General features: G+C 68.4%; 23 protein-coding genes. 14 read left to right on the top strand and 9 right to left on the bottom strand.

Features of this window, described 5'->3' with window-relative positions:
- The first annotated feature begins 631 nt into the window (after positions 1–631).
- The 7 genes from GON04_RS20745 (at position 632) to GON04_RS20715 (ending at position 4,278) form a co-directional block, all read left to right on the top strand.
- Positions 632–1,228, top strand: a complete 597-nt coding sequence (locus GON04_RS20745; RefSeq protein WP_157399893.1) for a PIN domain-containing protein — start codon at positions 632–634, stop codon at positions 1,226–1,228.
- Positions 1,229–1,351: 123 nt separating this feature from the next.
- Positions 1,352–1,843, top strand: coding sequence for a type II toxin-antitoxin system VapC family toxin (locus GON04_RS20740; RefSeq protein ID WP_157399892.1), 492 nt, complete (start codon positions 1,352–1,354; stop codon positions 1,841–1,843).
- A gap of 143 nt (positions 1,844–1,986) precedes the next feature.
- Complete coding sequence (locus tag GON04_RS20735) at positions 1,987–2,430, top strand: VOC family protein (RefSeq protein WP_157399891.1); 444 nt, start codon at positions 1,987–1,989, stop codon at positions 2,428–2,430.
- Between the two features lie 18 nt (positions 2,431–2,448).
- Positions 2,449–2,880: a hypothetical protein gene (locus GON04_RS20730; RefSeq protein WP_157399890.1), complete on the top strand. Its 432-nt coding sequence runs from the start codon at positions 2,449–2,451 to the stop codon at positions 2,878–2,880.
- A gap of 62 nt (positions 2,881–2,942) precedes the next feature.
- Positions 2,943–3,308, top strand: a complete 366-nt coding sequence (locus tag GON04_RS20725; RefSeq protein WP_338051028.1) for a nucleoside deaminase — start codon at positions 2,943–2,945, stop codon at positions 3,306–3,308.
- A 5-nt stretch (positions 3,309–3,313) separates the two neighbouring features.
- The gene (locus tag GON04_RS20720) at positions 3,314–3,874 is read left to right on the top strand and encodes a GNAT family N-acetyltransferase (protein WP_157400806.1); all 561 of its coding nucleotides are present in this window, start codon (positions 3,314–3,316) and stop codon (positions 3,872–3,874) included.
- The gene (locus tag GON04_RS20715) at positions 3,856–4,278 is read left to right on the top strand and encodes a hypothetical protein (protein WP_157399888.1); all 423 of its coding nucleotides are present in this window, start codon (positions 3,856–3,858) and stop codon (positions 4,276–4,278) included. The genes GON04_RS20720 and GON04_RS20715 overlap by 19 nt, the downstream gene beginning before the upstream one ends.
- On the opposite strand, the gene GON04_RS20710 is transcribed toward GON04_RS20715, so the two are convergent.
- Complete coding sequence (locus GON04_RS20710) at positions 4,266–4,442, bottom strand: hypothetical protein (RefSeq protein WP_157399887.1); 177 nt, start codon at positions 4,440–4,442, stop codon at positions 4,266–4,268. The genes GON04_RS20715 and GON04_RS20710 overlap by 13 nt on opposite strands.
- A gap of 216 nt (positions 4,443–4,658) precedes the next feature.
- Between GON04_RS20710 and GON04_RS20705 the strand changes: the two genes are divergently transcribed.
- From GON04_RS20705 to GON04_RS20695, 3 genes are all read left to right on the top strand, one after another.
- The gene (locus tag GON04_RS20705) at positions 4,659–5,081 is read left to right on the top strand and encodes a cupin domain-containing protein (RefSeq protein WP_198349366.1); all 423 of its coding nucleotides are present in this window, start codon (positions 4,659–4,661) and stop codon (positions 5,079–5,081) included.
- A 42-nt stretch (positions 5,082–5,123) separates the two neighbouring features.
- The gene (locus GON04_RS20700) at positions 5,124–5,708 is read left to right on the top strand and encodes a hypothetical protein (protein ID WP_157399886.1); all 585 of its coding nucleotides are present in this window, start codon (positions 5,124–5,126) and stop codon (positions 5,706–5,708) included.
- 64 nt (positions 5,709–5,772) lie between these two features.
- Positions 5,773–6,291: a DUF4188 domain-containing protein gene (locus GON04_RS20695; protein ID WP_157399885.1), complete on the top strand. Its 519-nt coding sequence runs from the start codon at positions 5,773–5,775 to the stop codon at positions 6,289–6,291.
- Between the two features lie 15 nt (positions 6,292–6,306).
- Here GON04_RS20695 and GON04_RS20690 read toward each other — a convergent pair whose 3' ends face one another.
- The 6 genes from GON04_RS20690 to GON04_RS20665 are packed head-to-tail and all read right to left on the bottom strand — an operon-like array spanning position 6,307 to position 11,528.
- Complete coding sequence (locus tag GON04_RS20690; protein ID WP_157399884.1) at positions 6,307–7,560, bottom strand: CaiB/BaiF CoA transferase family protein; 1,254 nt, start codon at positions 7,558–7,560, stop codon at positions 6,307–6,309.
- Positions 7,553–8,641 (bottom strand): CaiB/BaiF CoA transferase family protein, encoded by a 1,089-nt coding sequence (locus GON04_RS20685; RefSeq protein ID WP_157399883.1) that lies wholly within the window; start codon positions 8,639–8,641, stop codon positions 7,553–7,555. The genes GON04_RS20690 and GON04_RS20685 overlap by 8 nt, the downstream gene beginning before the upstream one ends.
- Entirely contained in the window at positions 8,638–9,459 is an 822-nt protein-coding gene (locus tag GON04_RS20680; RefSeq protein ID WP_157399882.1) for an enoyl-CoA hydratase-related protein, read from the bottom strand. The genes GON04_RS20685 and GON04_RS20680 overlap by 4 nt, the downstream gene beginning before the upstream one ends.
- A gap of 10 nt (positions 9,460–9,469) precedes the next feature.
- Positions 9,470–10,447, bottom strand: a complete 978-nt coding sequence (locus GON04_RS20675; protein ID WP_157399881.1) for a Bug family tripartite tricarboxylate transporter substrate binding protein — start codon at positions 10,445–10,447, stop codon at positions 9,470–9,472.
- A gap of 32 nt (positions 10,448–10,479) precedes the next feature.
- Positions 10,480–11,373 carry a MaoC/PaaZ C-terminal domain-containing protein gene (locus GON04_RS20670; protein ID WP_157399880.1) on the bottom strand — a complete coding sequence of 298 codons (894 nt, stop codon included), beginning with the start codon at positions 11,371–11,373 and terminating at the stop codon, positions 10,480–10,482.
- The gene (locus GON04_RS20665) at positions 11,370–11,528 is read right to left on the bottom strand and encodes a hypothetical protein (protein ID WP_157399879.1); all 159 of its coding nucleotides are present in this window, start codon (positions 11,526–11,528) and stop codon (positions 11,370–11,372) included. Before GON04_RS20665 ends, GON04_RS20670 begins: the two co-directional genes overlap by 4 nt.
- A 75-nt stretch (positions 11,529–11,603) precedes the next feature.
- Between GON04_RS20665 and GON04_RS20660 the strand changes: the two genes are divergently transcribed.
- The 3 genes from GON04_RS20660 to phaC all read left to right on the top strand — a co-directional run bounded on the left by GON04_RS20660 (position 11,604) and on the right by phaC (position 14,961).
- Entirely contained in the window at positions 11,604–12,572 is a 969-nt protein-coding gene (locus GON04_RS20660) for a LysR family transcriptional regulator (protein WP_181653689.1), read from the top strand.
- A 199-nt stretch (positions 12,573–12,771) separates the two neighbouring features.
- Positions 12,772–13,239 (top strand): MaoC family dehydratase, encoded by a 468-nt coding sequence (locus tag GON04_RS20655; RefSeq protein WP_157399877.1) that lies wholly within the window; start codon positions 12,772–12,774, stop codon positions 13,237–13,239.
- Positions 13,240–13,257: 18 nt separating this feature from the next.
- Positions 13,258–14,961: a class I poly(R)-hydroxyalkanoic acid synthase gene (gene phaC, locus GON04_RS20650; RefSeq protein WP_157399876.1), complete on the top strand. Its 1,704-nt coding sequence runs from the start codon at positions 13,258–13,260 to the stop codon at positions 14,959–14,961.
- A gap of 24 nt (positions 14,962–14,985) precedes the next feature.
- On the opposite strand, the gene GON04_RS20645 is transcribed toward phaC, so the two are convergent.
- Entirely contained in the window at positions 14,986–15,231 is a 246-nt protein-coding gene (locus tag GON04_RS20645; protein WP_157399875.1) for a hypothetical protein, read from the bottom strand.
- A gap of 58 nt (positions 15,232–15,289) precedes the next feature.
- On the bottom strand, positions 15,290–15,751 hold the full coding sequence (locus tag GON04_RS20640; protein WP_157399874.1) for a hypothetical protein: 462 nt from the start codon (positions 15,749–15,751) through the stop codon (positions 15,290–15,292).
- Positions 15,752–15,926: 175 nt separating this feature from the next.
- Between GON04_RS20640 and GON04_RS20635 the strand changes: the two genes are divergently transcribed.
- Complete coding sequence (locus GON04_RS20635) at positions 15,927–16,424, top strand: DUF3016 domain-containing protein (RefSeq protein WP_157399873.1); 498 nt, start codon at positions 15,927–15,929, stop codon at positions 16,422–16,424.
- The last annotated feature ends 6 nt before the right edge of the window (positions 16,425–16,430 follow it).

The following is a 16,430-nucleotide window of genomic DNA, read 5'->3' as shown; positions in this document are numbered from 1 at the left end:
TTACCGCTCCGCGAAGCTACGGCGTCTATCGAATTCCGTCGGCTGCCGGCTCAATGCGCAGCTTTCGCTTCGGGAACTACCCGGTGCGCCAAAAGGAACTAGAGCGAGAGTTTGGTTCCTGCAAGCTGGAGTACCTTTTCACGGACCGTGACGACGCCGAGGCAGTCGCTTTGACTTTGGCCCGGCGGTCATGAGGATGAATACCCGGCCCGAGGTCGCAAGCGAGGACTCCACCGTGGTAGGTGAGTTTGTGAACGATGAAGCCGGCTATCTCGCCTGGGTGCACGCGCATCCGGCGGGTTACATCGCCAACGTTGACGTTGCTGAACGCGTGGCGCAGTACCCAATGGTTCATATGACTTCGCACAATGCTCTTATGGAGTTCCGACATAGGAAACTTCACCACTAACGACTACATCAAGGCATGCTCCACCGACTTGGAGGCGTTAGAGCGCTGGTCTCAGAGAAAATTCAAGAAGCCGCTGACGAAATGCCGCGTCTGCAAATGGAAATGAGGGAGCAAACTACTAGGTTGTTCGACGCGGACGCGTACCTACTTTTGTGCGTTTCGCGCACTCGCCGAGTGCGCGCCGGTCGACGCAGACGTTACCCCGTTGCAGGGAGAGACTGATTGCGACCGAACATCGTCCTCATTGACTTGGAGAGCGTGCAGCCCGCCTCCGTAGGACTTCTTGCTCCTGAATACTTCCGGGTGAAGGTGTTCGTGGGCGCGACTCAGAACAAGCTGTCTTTTGAGTTGGCCACCGCCATGCAGCAGTTGGGGCCGCGTGCGGAATACGTCAAAATTGCGGGAGTGGGTAAGAATGCATTGGACTTCCACATTGCGTTCTACATCGGACGCGTCGCCGCGGAGCAGCCCGAGTCGTTCTTTCATATCATCTCCAAGGACACAGGCTTCGATCCGCTCGTTCAGCACCTGAAGGAAGAGAACATCTTCTGTCGTCGCTGGGAGTGCTTGGAGGAGATTCCCGCGGTGAAAGCGGCACATGTGAAGTCGCCCGAGGAACGCGCTATTCTGTTCATGTCGAGACTTCTCCAGCCAAACGCAACGAAGCCTCGAACCGAGAAGACCTTGCGTAGTGCAATCTCGGCCCACTTTCAACGTCAGCTCGCAGACGACGAAATCACCGCAATCGTGGCTGCACTCCAGAGGCCTGGGCATCTGTCAATTACTGATGGCAAGGTGGTTTATGCGACTGTGGACTAGTAGGTCGATAGACACGGACGTCCTCGGCCTACTGTTTGCCACGAGGATCAGCGCGGATTTACCTGCGGCCAGCGCTCGCCAGCGGCAGGTAGGTCGGCTACCTTGGCGTTAGAGCGCACGAGAATGCTTCCCCCACCACGCGCAAATTGCTTCGATGCTTCCGCCCTGGTCAAGGTCTACGCCGCCGAACCAGGAAGTGCAATTGTGCGTGACTACTTCTTGCATCGGTCTCCGACGAAATACACCACTCCGTTTTGCTTCTACGAGGCTCTAAACATCCTAAAAGGCAAATGGATGTTCCGAAGCCAGCTGTCGGAGGCGGAGTACCAGGCAGCCGCTGCGAAACTCATCACATGGTTTTCGGTGACTACTCGCTATTCGCCCGACATCGAGCTCACCAGCCGAGAGGTCTTGGAACAGGTCCGAGAGATTGCTCGGGCGCATTCCCTTGATTTCTCTGACGCCTTTCAGATCGTGAGCGTCAAACACGGGAGATTCTCCAGGTTGGCGAACGAAAACCAAACGGTTTTGGTGACTGCGGATTTCAGGTTGGCTGAGGCCGCACGCCGCGAGGGCTTGCGAGCATGGGATGTGTTGAACGAGGTGGAGCCGTAGTGCGCTCTAACTGGTCAATCAATACGGACTCCGCCGGTCACCTCCGACGCTAGGCGGCGGCACAGTCGCTACTGCTCCACAGCGTCGCACAACATCCACGGCCGGCGCCTTGGCTATCATCGAACGGCCCCAGGAGCCTTCTGATGCTGCGATGCACCCCCTTCCTACTGTTTGACGGGAATTGCGCAGAAGCGATGACCTTCTATCAGGAGTCCCTCGTCGGCAGTCTCCAGTTGACCAGGCTCGTGGACACGCCGATGAAGGCCCAATTTCCCGTCAGCAAGCATCAACGGATCATCAACGCCCACTTGACGAGCGGAGCCATCGAGATCTCCGCGGCGGACTGGATGGCATCGCCGGCCTTCGACCCGGTGCTCGGCAACATGTCGGCACTGTTCGTCACCGGGGCGAGTGCTGAGGAGCTTCGCCCGGTCTTCGACAAGCTTGCTCGCGGTACGCAGCAGGCGCATTTTCAGGATTTGCACAGCATGCCGTTCGGCGTTTACGGGCAGTTCTACGACCGGTATGGCGTCCAATGGGTGTTCCGCGGCGGGTCTGCGCAGCAGGGTCCGTCGCGGACGACCTGACTTTCCGGGAGAAACAGGATGACTCCGGCCATCTACGGCGCCTTCTTCTTCACCGTGGTCCTGCTGGTCACCACGGCCTACTTCCTGTTCGGCGGGCTGCCCCTGCTGATCCTGAAGCACGACGTCCCGCTCGACGCCCGCTTCATCCGTCGCTTCTTCGAGGTCTATTACAAGGCCCTGTTCTGGGCGGCGGTGGGCGCATCGGCCAGCTATGCGCTCTGGGGACGGGTTGCCCTGGCCGTCGGTGCGGCCGCCATCGCCGTCGTGGCAACGCTGCTGCGGACACGCTTCCTGCCCGTGATGCAGGAACTGGGCGTCAAGATCGAAGCGGCCGAGGGCGAAGCCATTCGACGGTTTCGCCGGATGCACATGGCGGCGCTGCTGATCAATGTTGCACTCCTGGTCGTGCTGGTCTGGGGCACGATCGAGCTGTCGAGGTCGATGATGTGAGTGGCCTGAACACGCGAAGGACTCTCCTGGCAGGCCTGGTCGCCGCCACGCTGCGGCCCCCTGTGCAAGCCCAGGCTGCCCGGCACGAGCCGGAAAGCCGGTGGTACGAGGCGGCAGCGGAGATGAAGCGCCTCGCCGAGTCATGGGGCGACCAGCCGTACGGGGCCGTCCTCGTGCTCGACGGAAAGCTGGTGGGCCTGGGCCCGAGCCGGGTCGTCCGGAACCGGGACCCGGACGCCCATGCCGAGCGGGAAGCGATCCGCGACGCCCGGCAGAAGCTGGGCCGCGAGAGGCTGTCGGGCGCTGTCCTCTACTCGACCTCGCGTCCGTGCAGCCTGTGCGAGGCGGCGGCCGCGCAGGCCGGCGTCAATCGCATGTACGTCGGTCCGTCGCTCACCGATGCGGGTGTGCCGGGGCAGGCACGGTGACGGGTCTGCCGGAAGCCATCGAAGTCGACACCGAGCGCCTCCGGCTGCGGCAGTGGCGGGAATCCGACCGCCTGCCGTTCGCCGCGATGAACGCCGATCCGCAGGTGATGGAGTTCTTCCCCGCGCTGCAATCGCGCCAGGCGAGCGATGCGAGCATCGACGCGTGGCAGGCCCAGTTCGTCGAGCGCGGTTGGAGCAACTGGGCGGTCGAGCGCCTGACGGACGGCGTGTTCATCGGTTTCGTGGGCTTGTCCATCCCCCGGCGCACCTTGCCGTTCTCTCCGTGCGTGGAGGTCGGGTGGCGCCTGGCACGCTCGTATTGGGGTTGCGGCTATGCCACCGAGGGTGGGCGCGCGGCGCTTCGGATGGGCTTCGAGCGGCTGGCGCTGGACGAGATCGTGTCCTTTACCTCCATCGGCAATCTTCGTTCGCGCGCGGTCATGGAGCGCCTGGGCATGCACGACGCTCACGCGGACTTCGAGCATCCGGGCGTTCCCGAGGAGCATCCGTTGCGCCTGCACTGCCTCTATCGGATGACCCGCATGCAGTGGGCTGGCGCAAGGTGAGGCAGGCAACGCGCCTCGCCAAGGTCACGCTGGGGCTTTGTGCGCTCGGTGTGCTGCTGCATGCGTACACCGCCGTGTTCAAGTCGAATGGCGGGACGCCAAGCGCGGGGGGAACGCTGTTTCTGCTGGGTTTGCTTCTCTGGTCCTGCCTGCCTTACGCCCTGTGGGCTGCGGTCGCCGTCGTCCGCCACCAACCCGGTCTTGCCGTCGGCGGCGCCGTCGCAACACTGGCCTTCGACTTCTACATGCACTACAGCGTCTTCGTCGCGCCATCCGGATCGACTGCGGCGCTGGGCCTGTTGTTCGCGCCGCTCTGGAATCTCCTCCTGTTCGGCCCGCTCGGGGCTGCCCTGTCCTGGTCCCTGCTCCGTCTGTTCGGTCAGCCCGCCAGTCAAGGCTCGTAGAGGAAGGGCTGGATGCCGGCCCGCTCGCCCGCTTCCGTCAGGAGGCAGACGCGCAGGTGAACCTGGCAGATGCACTCGGCCTGGGCAACGTTGACCGCCAGCCGGATGGCTTCCACGGAAAGATGGGCCGTGTCGTCATTGGAATGGGCTTTGGTCGGGTCCATTGGCTTCACCTCGATGAATGAAGTCTCGACCACCCCTGTATCGCTTGCCGCGCCGTGCGTGTCGCCTGCGCTGCTATTTGTGTGGGCGTGTTTCCGCCAGGTATCGCGCCCGTAACCCGGCTCGGCGTCCTTCGGACTTGTCGGCTTACGATCCTGGATCCGTGGCCCCGCCGGTCACGGCGACGTGAATCCGCATCGACATCCGAGGGAGTGCGCATGACTGAGTTCGCGATGATGTCCTTCCCCGCCGAGCCCACGGTGGTCGCGCCCGACGGCGCGGACGTGCGGGTGCTGCTGGGGGTTCCGGCAGGGACCATGGCCCACTTCGAACTCGCCGCGGGCAAGACCGCCCGCGCGATCGTTCACCGCACCGTCGACGAAGTCTGGTTCATCGTCGCCGGCCGCGGCGAGATGTGGCGCAGGCAAGGGGACCGCGAGGAGACCGTGCCGCTGGACCCCGGCGTCTGTCTCACCATCCCCGTCGGGACGCAGTTCCAGTTCCGGGCATCCGCATCCGTGCGGGTGGCCGCTGTCGCCATGACGATGCCGCCGTGGCCCGGTGCGCAGGAGGCGGTGTTCGTCCGTGGGCCCTGGGAGGCCTCGGACGGTGAGGCTGTGGCGCCGTCCGATGCCGCCTGACGCGTGGATCGCAGCAGGCGGGCGCGCTTGAGATCTCTTCCCATGGGCACGCCTGCCATCCAGCTGCTGGTCGCCGCCTTCCTCCTGGCAGGGTGCGCCGCCACCACGGTGGAAGTGACCGGCGAACGGCTCAAGGAACCGCTGTGCACAGCGGGCGGGGCATCGATCCGTACCGCCATCTACTGGGGCACCCGTTGGCGCGCCGACCAGAAGGAGCCGTTGCTGCGCGAGGCCGCCGCGCTGCATGGAATCGAAGACTTCGCTGCCGGTGCGAAGTGCCTCTCGGACGTGACCATCCATCGCCTCACGCCGGAGCAAGTGACCGCAGCCGATGCGCAGGTCCTGCGCATGGCGGCAACCCTGAATCCCGCGCCTGCCCGTGTCGTCACCGTGGTCGTGCGGGAGCTGGGGCCGCGGCTCGTCATCGGCATCCCCGCCATCGTCGAGGGCGGCACCGAGGTCCTCATCGACGTGGGTGTTCTCGATGCCACGACGTCCCGGTCCCTGGCAACGACACGCACCCTGTGGCGAAACGGTGGCACATTCGTGGTCAAGGGAGTCGGGACGCTCGACCAGGACATGGGGGCGGCATTGCGATCGACGCTGATGCACGAGGCCGGCCAGTGAACGATGCGCCCGACCGCTCCTCTCTCACCAACCGGCAGGCGCCATTCATGACACGGAGATCGACATGACCGCCATCTTCCGCGGCAGGCACACGGCCCAGATCGACGGTTCGTTCGTCGTCTTTATCATCGGCATGCGCATCAACAAGCTGTGGGCGGTGCACAAGTGGCTTCCCGTCGCCACCGCCATGAAGCCGATGGTCGATCACCTGATGGCGCATCGGGAGCTGGGCCTGCTGCATGCCGAGAACTTCGTCTGCTGGCGCGGCGCGGGGCTGGTCCAGTACTGGCGGTCGTTCGAGCAGCTGGAGCGTTTCGCGCGCGATCCGTCGGCCACCCACCTCGATGCCTGGAAGCGGTTCAACAAGGCGGTCGGCGCGGACGGAAGCGTCGGCATCTGGCACGAGACGTTCATGGTCCAGGCCGGACAGTACGAGTGCGTCTACGGGAACATGCCCAAGAGAGGCCTGGCCCTCGCTGGGACGCACACTCCCGTGGTGGGGTCGCGGGAGACAGCCAAGCGGCGCATGGGCCTCCAGGGAGAACCGGCCGTGCCGTCCTACGCGAATCCTCCGGACGCCTAGCGCGCCCCGCGCCGTTCAGGCCTGCAGCGCCGCGCCGGCCTCCAGCAGCCGCCCGATGGCGGCCTCGTCCAGGCCGGCCCAGTCGCGCAGCAGCTCGCGCGTGTGCTGGCCCAGCAGCGGCGCCGGCTCGCGGGCCCGGTCCTGCGCGCCCTCGAAACGGAACGGCAGCTCGTTGTAGCGGTGCCGCCCGGCCTCGGGATGGTCGACCTGGAACAGGAAGCCGGTGGCCAGCAGCTGCGGGTCGGCGAAGGCGTCGCGCCCGCAGCACACCGGCGCGGCGCAGACGCCGTGGCGCTGCAGCAGCGCCGCGGCCGAATGCTTGTCGTGCCCGGAGGTCCAGGCCTCCAGGGCCGCGCGCAGGGCGGTGGCGTTGGCCACGCGCCCGGCCACATCGGCGAAGCGCGGGTCGCGGGCCAGCTCGGGCCGTTCGATGGCGCGGCACAGGGCGAGCCATTCGCTCTCCTCGAACACGCCGATCGCGACCCATTCGTCGTCGCCGGCAGCGCGGTACGCATCGTGCGGCGCGGCCCACGAGAGCGCATTGCCCTGCGGTGCCAGTTCCACGCCGTCCTCGGCCGCCAGCAGCAGGCGCTCGCCGTACCAGTGCAGCAGGCTCTCGCGCTGCGCCAGCTCGATGCGCTGGCCCTCGCCGGTGCGGGCGCGGTGGTGCGCCGCCAGCAGCACGGCCATCGCCCCGTTGAGGGCCCCGATCGGGTCGACGTAGGCCGGCCCGGTGCGCTGCGGCACGCCGTCGCCGTAGCCGGTGAGGACGGTCATGCCGGCCAGCGCCTCCATGGTGGGCCCGACGCCGCGGGTGTCCGCCAGCGGACCGCCCTCGCCGGTGACCACCATCTCCAGCAGGATCACGTCCGGGCGCAGGGCGCGCAGGTCGTCGTAGCCCAGGCGCATGCGCTGCAGCGCGCCGGCCGCGAAGTTGGAGATCACGATGTCGGCGCTGCGCACCATGGCCTCGATGGCCGGCCGGGCTTCGGCGGCCTTCAGGTCCAGCCCGAGCGACCGCTTGCCGAGGTTCTGCGTGTTGAACCAGGCGCTGCGGTTGTACGGGCGCTCGCCCGGCTCGCCGTCGGGGTAGCGCACGCGGTCGTCGCCCTTGACGGCGCCGCGCCAGTTGTCGATGGCGTCCAGCGATTCGATCTTCACCACTTCGGCGCCGAAGGTGCGCAGGATGCGGCCGAGCATGGGCCCGGCCCAGGCCGTGCTGATCTCCAGCACCCGCAGGCCGGCCAGCGGCAGGGCGGCGTCAGGCATGGGAGGCCTGCGGCAGGGGGGCGGGCATGGCGGCGATGCGGCGCGGGGTCCCGCCCATGCGGAACAGCGGCCCCAGCAGCGGCCTGCGCTGCCCGTCCTCTTCCACCGCCTCCAGGAAGCGGCGGGCGGCCACGTGCCCGCAGGCCAGCACGTCCGCCATGGTGTTCACCCGCGAGGCCAGGCCGCGTGCGCCCTGGACGCGGGCGACGAAGTCATCCACGGTCATCTCGCGCACGTGCGGCGCCAGGATGGCATGGGCCTCCTGCCAGTGCCGCACCAGCTGGTGGATGGCGCCGAAGCGCGGGTCGGCCGGCAGGTCCGGCTCGCCCAGAGCGGCGCAGAACGCCGGCCAGCGGTCGCCGCGGCAGTACATGGAGGCCCAGCCGTCGCGGCAGCGGAAGATGTCGCAGGCGCCGGGATACGGCCCGCGGGCCTGCACGGTTCCGTTGTACGAGTACTGGGCGACGATGTTCTGCGACATGGCCATCGCGGTCTCGTGCACGCGGATCTCCAGCAGCTGGCCGCGCCCGCTGCGCAGCCGCACGAGCAGCGCGCCGACGATGGCGCTGACGGCGGCGGCGCCGGCCGAGTAGTAGGCGCGGTGGCCGAAGCCGTACAGCGGCTCGCGGTCGGCGCGGCCGGTGGCATGCATCAGGCCGCTGAGCGCCTGGTGCACCATCTCGCTGCCGCGCCAGTGGGCATAGGGCCCCTGCGGCGCGAAGTCGCGGATCGTGCAGGCGACCAGGCGCGGGTGGCGCTGCAGCCAGGGCGCGAGGTCCTCGGGCGTGTCGGCCAGCAGCACGTCGGCGCCGGCCACCATGGCAGCCAGGGCCACCTGGCCTTCGGGCGTGGCTCGGTCCAGCACCAGCGACCGCTTGCCGCTGTTCAGGTGCCGGAACAGGTAGCGGTCTTCCGGGCCGCGCGGGTGGCGGGTGGCACTGCCGCCCGGCGGCTCCACCAGGACCACGCGCGCACCGTGCTCGGCCAGCACGCGGCCGGCGAACTGGCCGGCCACGCCGGCGGACAGATCCACCACCGCCACGCCGTCGAGTGCCTGCGGCGGATCCTGCGTGCCGGTCATGCCTTGGCTCCGCCGGTCTCCGTGGTGCGCAGCTTGCCGGCGATGAAGTCGGCCATGCCGCGCTCGCGCAGGCCGCCGGTGTCGCGCACGCGCAGCTGGTCGACCTTGGCCTGCACGAAATCGTGGATGTGCGCCATGCCCACCGAGGGCGCGGCGCGGTAGATCTCCTTGATGGCCTGCAGCGCCATGGGGCTCTTGGCGGCCAGCGAGGCGGCCAGCTGCTCCACCTGGGCCTGCAGCTGCTCGTGCGGCACGACGCGCGTCACCAGCCGCTCGCGCAGCGCCGTGGCGGCATCGAAGTTCTCGCCCGTCATGGCGTAGTAGAGCGCCATGCGCGCGCCCATGGCCTCGATGGTCTTGAGGCTGGCGGCGCCGCCGGGCAGGTGGCCCCAGTTGACCTCGGGCAGGCCGAACACCGCCCGTTCACTGGCGACCACGATGTCGCAGGCCAGCGAGACGAGGAAGCCGCCGCCGAAGCAGTGGCCGTTGACCATCGCGATGGTGGGCTTGCCGGCCTGCGCCAGCACGTCCCACATCCAGTGACGGGCCAGTTCCGTGATGCGGGCGCGCTCGTCCGGCCGGTTCTCCAGGTCGCGGAAGTACTCCTTGATGTCGGCGCCGGCGCAGAAGGTGCTGCCGGCGCCGGTGATCACGATCACGCGCACCGCCGGGTCGGCCACGAGCCCGGGCAGGGCGTGCGCCATCTCCTCGTGCATGCGCGGGTTCATGGCGTTGCGCTTCTCGGGGCGCGACAGCGTCACGCGGGCCACGCCCGCGGCGTGCTCGACGAGGATGGTGCGGTAGTCGCTGGCTTGCATGGCGGCGCCGTCAGTTGATCTTGGGCTTGCCGGCCAGCAGCGCGCCGGCCTGGGTGCGCTCCTTGCCCATGAAGGTGCCGAACTGGTCCGGCGTGCTGCCCACCAGCTGGTAGCCGGTCTCGCCCGCGCGCTGCACCATGTCGGGCCGCTTGAGCACCTCGGCCACTTCGCGCGCCAGCTTGTCGCGCAGGGCCTTGGGCGTGCCGGGCGGCGCCACCAGGCCGAACCAGATGCCGCCGACGGCCGGGTTGGGCATGCCGGTCTCGTTCAGCGTCGGCACCGGCACCTTGGGCAGGCGCTTGTCGCCGGTGACGAACAGCATGGTGCCGGCACCGTTGGCCGTCGCCGCCATCACGTTGAGCGAGGTGATGAACATCAGCTGCACGTCGCCCGCCTGGAACGCCAGGGTGGAGTCGGCGGCGCCCTTGTACGGGATGGCCGTCCAGTTCACGCCGTGCTGGCGCATCAGCAGTTCCACGCCCAGGTCCACCGGGTTGGCGGCGCCCAGCGAGATGTAGTTGAGCTTGCCCGGATTGGCGCGCGAGTAGGCGATGAGCTCCGGCAACGTGCGGGCCGGCACGTCCTTCTGCACGGCCAGCGCCAGCGACGCCGTGACGATGTGGGTCACGGGTTCGAAGTCCTTGACCGGGTCGTAGGTCGGCTTGGTCTGCAGGAAGGGCAGCAGCACGAACTGGGTGTTGACCAGGCACACCGTGTAGCCGTCCGGCTTGCCGTTGGCGCAGGCGTTGGTGGCCAGCAGGCCGTTGGCGCCCGGCCGCGCATCCACCGTGAAGCCGTGGCCGGTGCGTTCGGCCAGCCCCTGCCCGATGGCGCGCAGCAGCGCATCGACGCCGCCGCCCACGCCCTGCGAGGAAATGACCTGGATCGGCTTGTTCGGGTAGGTGTCCTGCGCCCGTGCCACCTGGGGCAGGGCGGCGGCGAGCGCCAGCAGGGCGGAGAGCCTGCCGAGTCGGTGGGTCAGTCGCATGGATGTCTCCTGTTGTCGTCGCGAAAAACGGTTCAGCCGGCCGGCGCCAGGCGCAGGGTGCCGGCGTCCACCACGACCTCGCCGCGCGCGGGCACCGTGGTGCGGAAGCGGATGTCGGCGCCGTCGCGCCAGGCCTCGGTGCGCAGCCGGTCCCCCGGAAAGACCGGCCGCGCCATGGTGGCGTGGGCGGCGCGCAGGCGGCCCGCGTGGGCCGAGAGCGACCCGGTGATGCCGCGGATGGCGCACTGCAGCCCGATGGACAGGCTGGCCAGGCCGTGCAGGATGGGGCGGTCGAAGCCGGTGGCACGGGCATGGCCGGGATCGGCGTGCACCGCGTTGTGGTCGCCCAGCGAGAGGCGGTACAGCAGCGCGAGCTGGGGCGGCGTCTCGATGTCGATGGTGGCGTCGGGCGCCCGCGCGGGCAGCGCCGTGCGGGTCAGGCCCCCTTCGGCACGGCCGCCGAAGCCGCCGGCCCCGCGCACGAACAGCCAGGTGTCCACCACCGCCAGCAGCGCGCCGTTCTCGTCCAGCACCTCGCGGCGTGCACACACCAGCGCGCCCCGGCCGGGGCCCTTGTCGACGACGTCGGCGAAGAAGCTGCGCGTGCGCCCGCTGCCCGACAGGTCGAGCGGCCGGTAGAGCGTGATCCCCGCCTGGCCGACCACGACCTGGTCGCCATCGAGGCCGAGCCGCGGATCGCGCGAGCGCGGGTCGCGCACCAGGTCCACCCAGCCCAGCACGATCGGGAAGGTGGGCAGCACCAGCAGCGGCTGCGGCAGGTCCTCGTAGGCGAAGCGCAGCTGGTCCAGGTCGAGCGGATCGGTCCCGAGCCCGGTGCCCAGCGCGTGCAGCATCACGTCGCGCGGTCCGTAGCGGTAAGGCACCTCCAGCGGCGGGTGCGCGAGGAGGGCAGCCGGATCGATCATGCGCAGGCCTTCCCGTCGTCGCCGTCCCGCAGCCGGACACTCGCGAAATTCCAGTCAGCAATCCGGTGCGCCGGCGGCACCCGCACCATCGTCTCGACGCCGGCGAGGCGGCGCAGCGGGGGAGGGGCCAAAGCCAGCAGCGGTGCGTGGTGCACGGGGCGATGGTGGTGCCGCCGGGGAGCGGCATCAACCCATTTGCCGGCAGAACCATTGTGATAGAAATGTCAGCAATGATCCTCGATTCGCTGCACCTGATGGGCGTGTTCGCCCGCGTCGCGGAGACGCGCAGCTTCACCCGGGCCGCCGCCCGGCTGGGCATCACGCCGTCGGCCGCCAGCAAGGCGATCGCCCGCCTGGAGGACAAGCTGGGCGTCCGCCTGATCGTGCGCACCACGCGCCACGTGCGGCTGACCGAGGAAGGCGAGCTGTTGCTGGAGACGTGCCGCCGGGTGCTGGCCGAAATGGAGAGCACCGAGGCCCAGCTCTCGCGCCGGGTGGGCGAGGTGTCGGGCCGGCTGCGCCTGCATTCCACGCTCGGGTTCGGCCGCTGCGTGGTCGTCCCGCTGCTGACCGAATTCGCCCGCAAGTGGCCCACGCTCGCCATCGACATGGACCTGAGCGAGCGCGACGTCGACCTGCAGCAGGAACCGTTCGACGTCTCGATCCGCTTCGGCCAGTTGCCCGACAGCACGCTGGTGGCACGGCCGTTGGGCTGCATGCGATTCGTCACCGTCGCGTCCCCCGCGTACCTGCAGCGCCGCGGCACCCCCGCCGAGCCCGACGACCTGGCGCGGCACGACTGCCTGGGGTACTTCCAGCCCCGCACGCTGCGCTACCGCGACTGGGAGTACAGCGGTGCCCACACACAGCACACGCCCAGCGCCCACCTGAACTTCAACAACGCCCAGGCGTTGCTGGAAGCCGCGATCGACGGCGTCGGCATCGTCTACGTGCCCCGCATCATGGCCTGGGACGCACTCCACGACGGCCGCCTGCAGCCGCTGCTGGAACCCTGGGCGACCGAGGGCTGGCCGGTCTCGCTCGTCTACGCGGAGCGGCGCTACCAGTCGACGCGTGTGAGGACGCTGGTGGATTTTTTGCTGGAGCGGATTCCGGCGGATCTGCGCTGGCGCGGGGATTCGGGGGAGGTCGCGGAGGCGGGGGCGAAGGGCGGTCGGGCAGGCCTGCAGTCGCCCTGACGAAGGAGCGTCCCGTGTCCGCCGGTGCAACTCGCGTCGCAATGCCCTGCCCCGCACAAGGTAGCGCAAGCTGTGCTCGCTAGCCTTTTGTTGCACCCGATGAACTGCCCGAACCGTCGAGCTCCAGCACCGCTGCCGAGCTAGCTCCCCCCTCGCCGAGGAGGGGGTCCTAAGGGTTGTCACCTAGAACAATCCCTTCATGACCACGCCCCTCGACTACTCCTTCGCCACGCTGCCTGCCCACGCCGGCCGGGATTTCGGACTCTCTCGTGCCATGCGCGTCACCCAGTCGCGCATCAACCTGTTTGCCGAATGCAGCGGCGACGACCAGTGGATCCACGTGGATGAGGAGCGTGCCGCCAAGAGTCCCATCGGCCACACCATCGCCCACGGCCTGCTGCTGCTGTCGTTGACCACGAAGGCGCAGTACGACGTCGGCGTCTTTCCGCAGGATGCGGCGCAGATCCTGAACTACGGCCTCGACAAGGTGCGGTTCCTGGCACCGGTGCCGGCCGGCTCGTCGGTGGTGATGCGCGTCGAACTCGCCGAGGTCCAGGCCAAGGGACCCGGCCGCATGCTGGTCCGTTGCCGCAACACCGCCTATTGCGAGGGCGATCTTGACCGGCCCGTCATGGTCGCCGAGTCTCTCGCCATGCTGATGGCCTGATCGAGAAGGACCTTCGAGATGAACAACCTCTTCAATGCGCCCGACGAGTACGTGCAGGGCTTCTTCAAGTCCGGGCGGGCCATGGTCCAGGCCTACACGGGTCTGTGGTCGGCTGCCAAGCCGCCCACGCAGGAGACGGCGGTGGAACTCGCGCGCGTCTCGGGCACTTACTGGGAGCGGCAGGCCACGCTGTGGACCCGCTCGCTGGCGGCCGGCGCCGGCAATGAGGTGCCGACCGTGGTCGACGCCGAGCGCGGCGACCGGCGCTTCCATGGCGAGCTGTGGAGCAAGAACCCCTGGTTCAACCTGCTCAAGCAGAACTACCTGCTGAATTCCCAGCTGCTGGATGGCGTGGTCGAGGCCGCCGACGCGCAGCCGCGCGAGAAGCACAAGCTGCGATTCTTCTCGCGCCAGATCGCCGACGCCCTGAGCCCGGCGAACTTCGCCACCACGAACCCGGACGCCCTCTTCGGCGCGCTGGAGTCCAAGGGCGAGAGCATGCAGGCCGGCCTGTCCAACCTGATGGAGGACCTGCGCCGCGGACGCATCTCCATCACCGACGAGAGCGCCTTCGAGGTCGGCACCAACGTGGCCACCTCCGGGGGCTCGGTGATCTTCGAGAACGAGCTGATGCAGGTGATCCAGTACGCGCCCCTGACCGACAAGGTCGCGTCGCGCCCGCTGCTGATCGTGCCGCCCTGCATCAACAAGTTCTACATCCTCGACCTGCAGCCGGAGAACTCGTTCGTGCGCCACGCCTGCGAACAGGGCATGACGGTGTTCCTGGTGTCCTGGTGCAATCCCGACGCGAGCCTCGGCCACGTGACCTGGGACGACTACGTCGAAAGCGGCGTGATGAAGGCCATCGAGGTGGCGCACAAGGTCAGCAAGGCAGACCAGGTCAACACGCTGGGCTGGTGCGTGGGCGGAACCCTGCTGTCTTCGACCCTCGCCCTGCTGCGCGCCCGCGGCGACGAGAGCGTGGCCAGCCTGACCCTGCTGACCACCATGCTCGACTTCGAGGAGCCCGGTGACCTCGGCGTCTTCGTCGACGAAGCCGGCGTGCTGCAGCGTGAGCTGACGCTGGGCCAGGGCGGCATCTACCGCGGCGCCGAGCTGGGGTTCGTGTTCCAGGCATTGCGCGCCAACGACCTCATCTGGCCCTACGTCGTCAACAATTACCTCAAGGGCAAGACGCCGGCGGCCTTCGACCTGCTGTACTGGAACGCCGACGGGACCAACCTGCCCGGGCCGATGTACGCCTGGTACCTGCGCAACATGTACCTGGAAAACAACCTGCGCGTGCCGGGCCGCCTGTCGATCTGCGGGGAGCCGGTCGACCTCGGCCAGGTCGACGTGCCGACCTACATCCTGGCCACGCAGGAAGACCACATCGTGCCCTGGCGCTCGGCCTACCGCACCACCGGGCTGACCGGGGGCAAGACCGAGTTCGTGCTGGGCGCCAGCGGCCACATCGCCGGCGTCATCAACCCGGCATCGAAGAACAAGCGCAGCTACTGGGCCGGTGGCAAGCAGGGCGCGGACGCCGACGAGTGGCTGGCCAGCGCCGAGTCGACGCCGGGCAGCTGGTGGACCCACTGGGCGAAATGGCTCAAGCCGCAGGCGGGCAAGATGGTCCCGGCGCGCAAGAAGCTGGGCAATGCCACCTTCCAGCCGATCGAGCCCGCGCCGGGCCGCTACGTGAAGGTGCGCGCCGACTGAGGCAACGGGCGGCCAGCCCGGCCGTCAGGAGGCGGGTGCGCTCTCCTGGACGCACTTCTTCACGTTGCTGGTCTTGGCGGCGCCGGCCAGCTTCTTCTCGTCCGCTGCGATCTCGCACTTCGCTTTCGCGTCGGCCTCGCACTTGGTGACGAAGGATTTCTGGGCGGCGCCGGCCAGCTTCTTCTCCTTGGCGGCGGTCATGCAGGCGGAATCGGCCGCCTGCGACGCGAACGCGAACGTGACCAGCCCCAGAGCAACGAGCGTCTTCATGGGAATCTCCCGCAGATGGATGAGGGGCATTCTTGCACCCGCCCGGCCAGCGGCCGCGTCAGACAACGCCGAGATGCAGGTCGCCGCAGTAGAGCATCAGGTTTCCGTCCGGAGGGCTGGACCACACGGTCAGCGCATGCGGGCTTGTCTTCAACGTGTCGGCGTTGAGGTTGATCGTGTTGCGCACGGTCCAGAGGCCGGCCGTCTCGCGATAGCCCAGCACGCGGCGCGGAGGCTCCGACGCGCGCTGGCCGAGGTTGGCACACGAGCCCTGGTGGACGTAGGTGTAGAGGTGTTGGGGCCGCGTCAATCCGTTGACCGGCGCGATCCAGACCACCACATCCGTTCCCTCGGGGCGGAACACCAGGTCCGCGTGGCCCAGGCGGGTGGCATGGGGCGCGATGCCCTGCAGATCCACGCGCGCCGGCGGCGCCGGTCCGGCCGGTGTCTCGGCCGGATGGGCGGACAGCGCGGCCGTGATGGCCAGCAGCCCGGTGGTCCATTGCATGGCGCGGTTCATGGTGACCTCCTGAAGGCACGCCCATCTTCGGACGGACGGCAAGTCCATGCGATGGCCGCGGGTCGCGAGCACCACGCCAGCTCGACCTTGGCGTGCAGCGAGGGGGGAACCGCTGCTGCGGGATGGAACTGCGCAACCTTCTCCGGGGTCGAAGACGATCCGCAAGGAGAGCCCTATGCGCACCGAGCGAATCGTCCTGGTCGGCCTGGGCCTGCTGATGGCAGGTGTGCTGGCGCATGCCGGCGAGGTCTCCGTCACCTTCTTCGAGCCCGAGAAGTCCACGGATGGGAGCTCGATCACCCCTTACGCGACCCAGAAGAGCCGTGCCGAGGTGCAGCGCGAACTCGAGCGCCACCTGCAGCGCCTGGGCCGGCGCCATCTGGCGGCCGATGAATCGCTGGCGGTCGAGGTGGGCGACGTCGACCTGGCGGGCCGGTACGAGCCGTTCCGCTTCCGCGGTAGCGTGCGCGTCGTGCGCGACATCACGTGGCCGCGCATGGGGGTGCGCTACACGCTGAGCCGCGCAGGCCAGGTCGTGGCCACGGGCCAAGAGCAGGTCTCCGACATGAACTACCTGTGGACGGGCCAGCGCTATTCGGGGACGGACCCGTTCCGCTACGAAAAGGCGATGCTGGACGACTGGTTCGAGAAGCGCTTCGCCGCCAAGCCCTGACCCATC

Origin of the sequence: Ramlibacter pinisoli, assembly GCF_009758015.1 — a bacterium.
Lineage (GTDB): Bacteria > Pseudomonadota > Gammaproteobacteria > Burkholderiales > Burkholderiaceae_C > Ramlibacter > Ramlibacter pinisoli.
The sequence above is the reverse complement of the archived record's forward strand: the minus strand, read 5'-3'. Positions and strand labels throughout refer to the sequence as shown.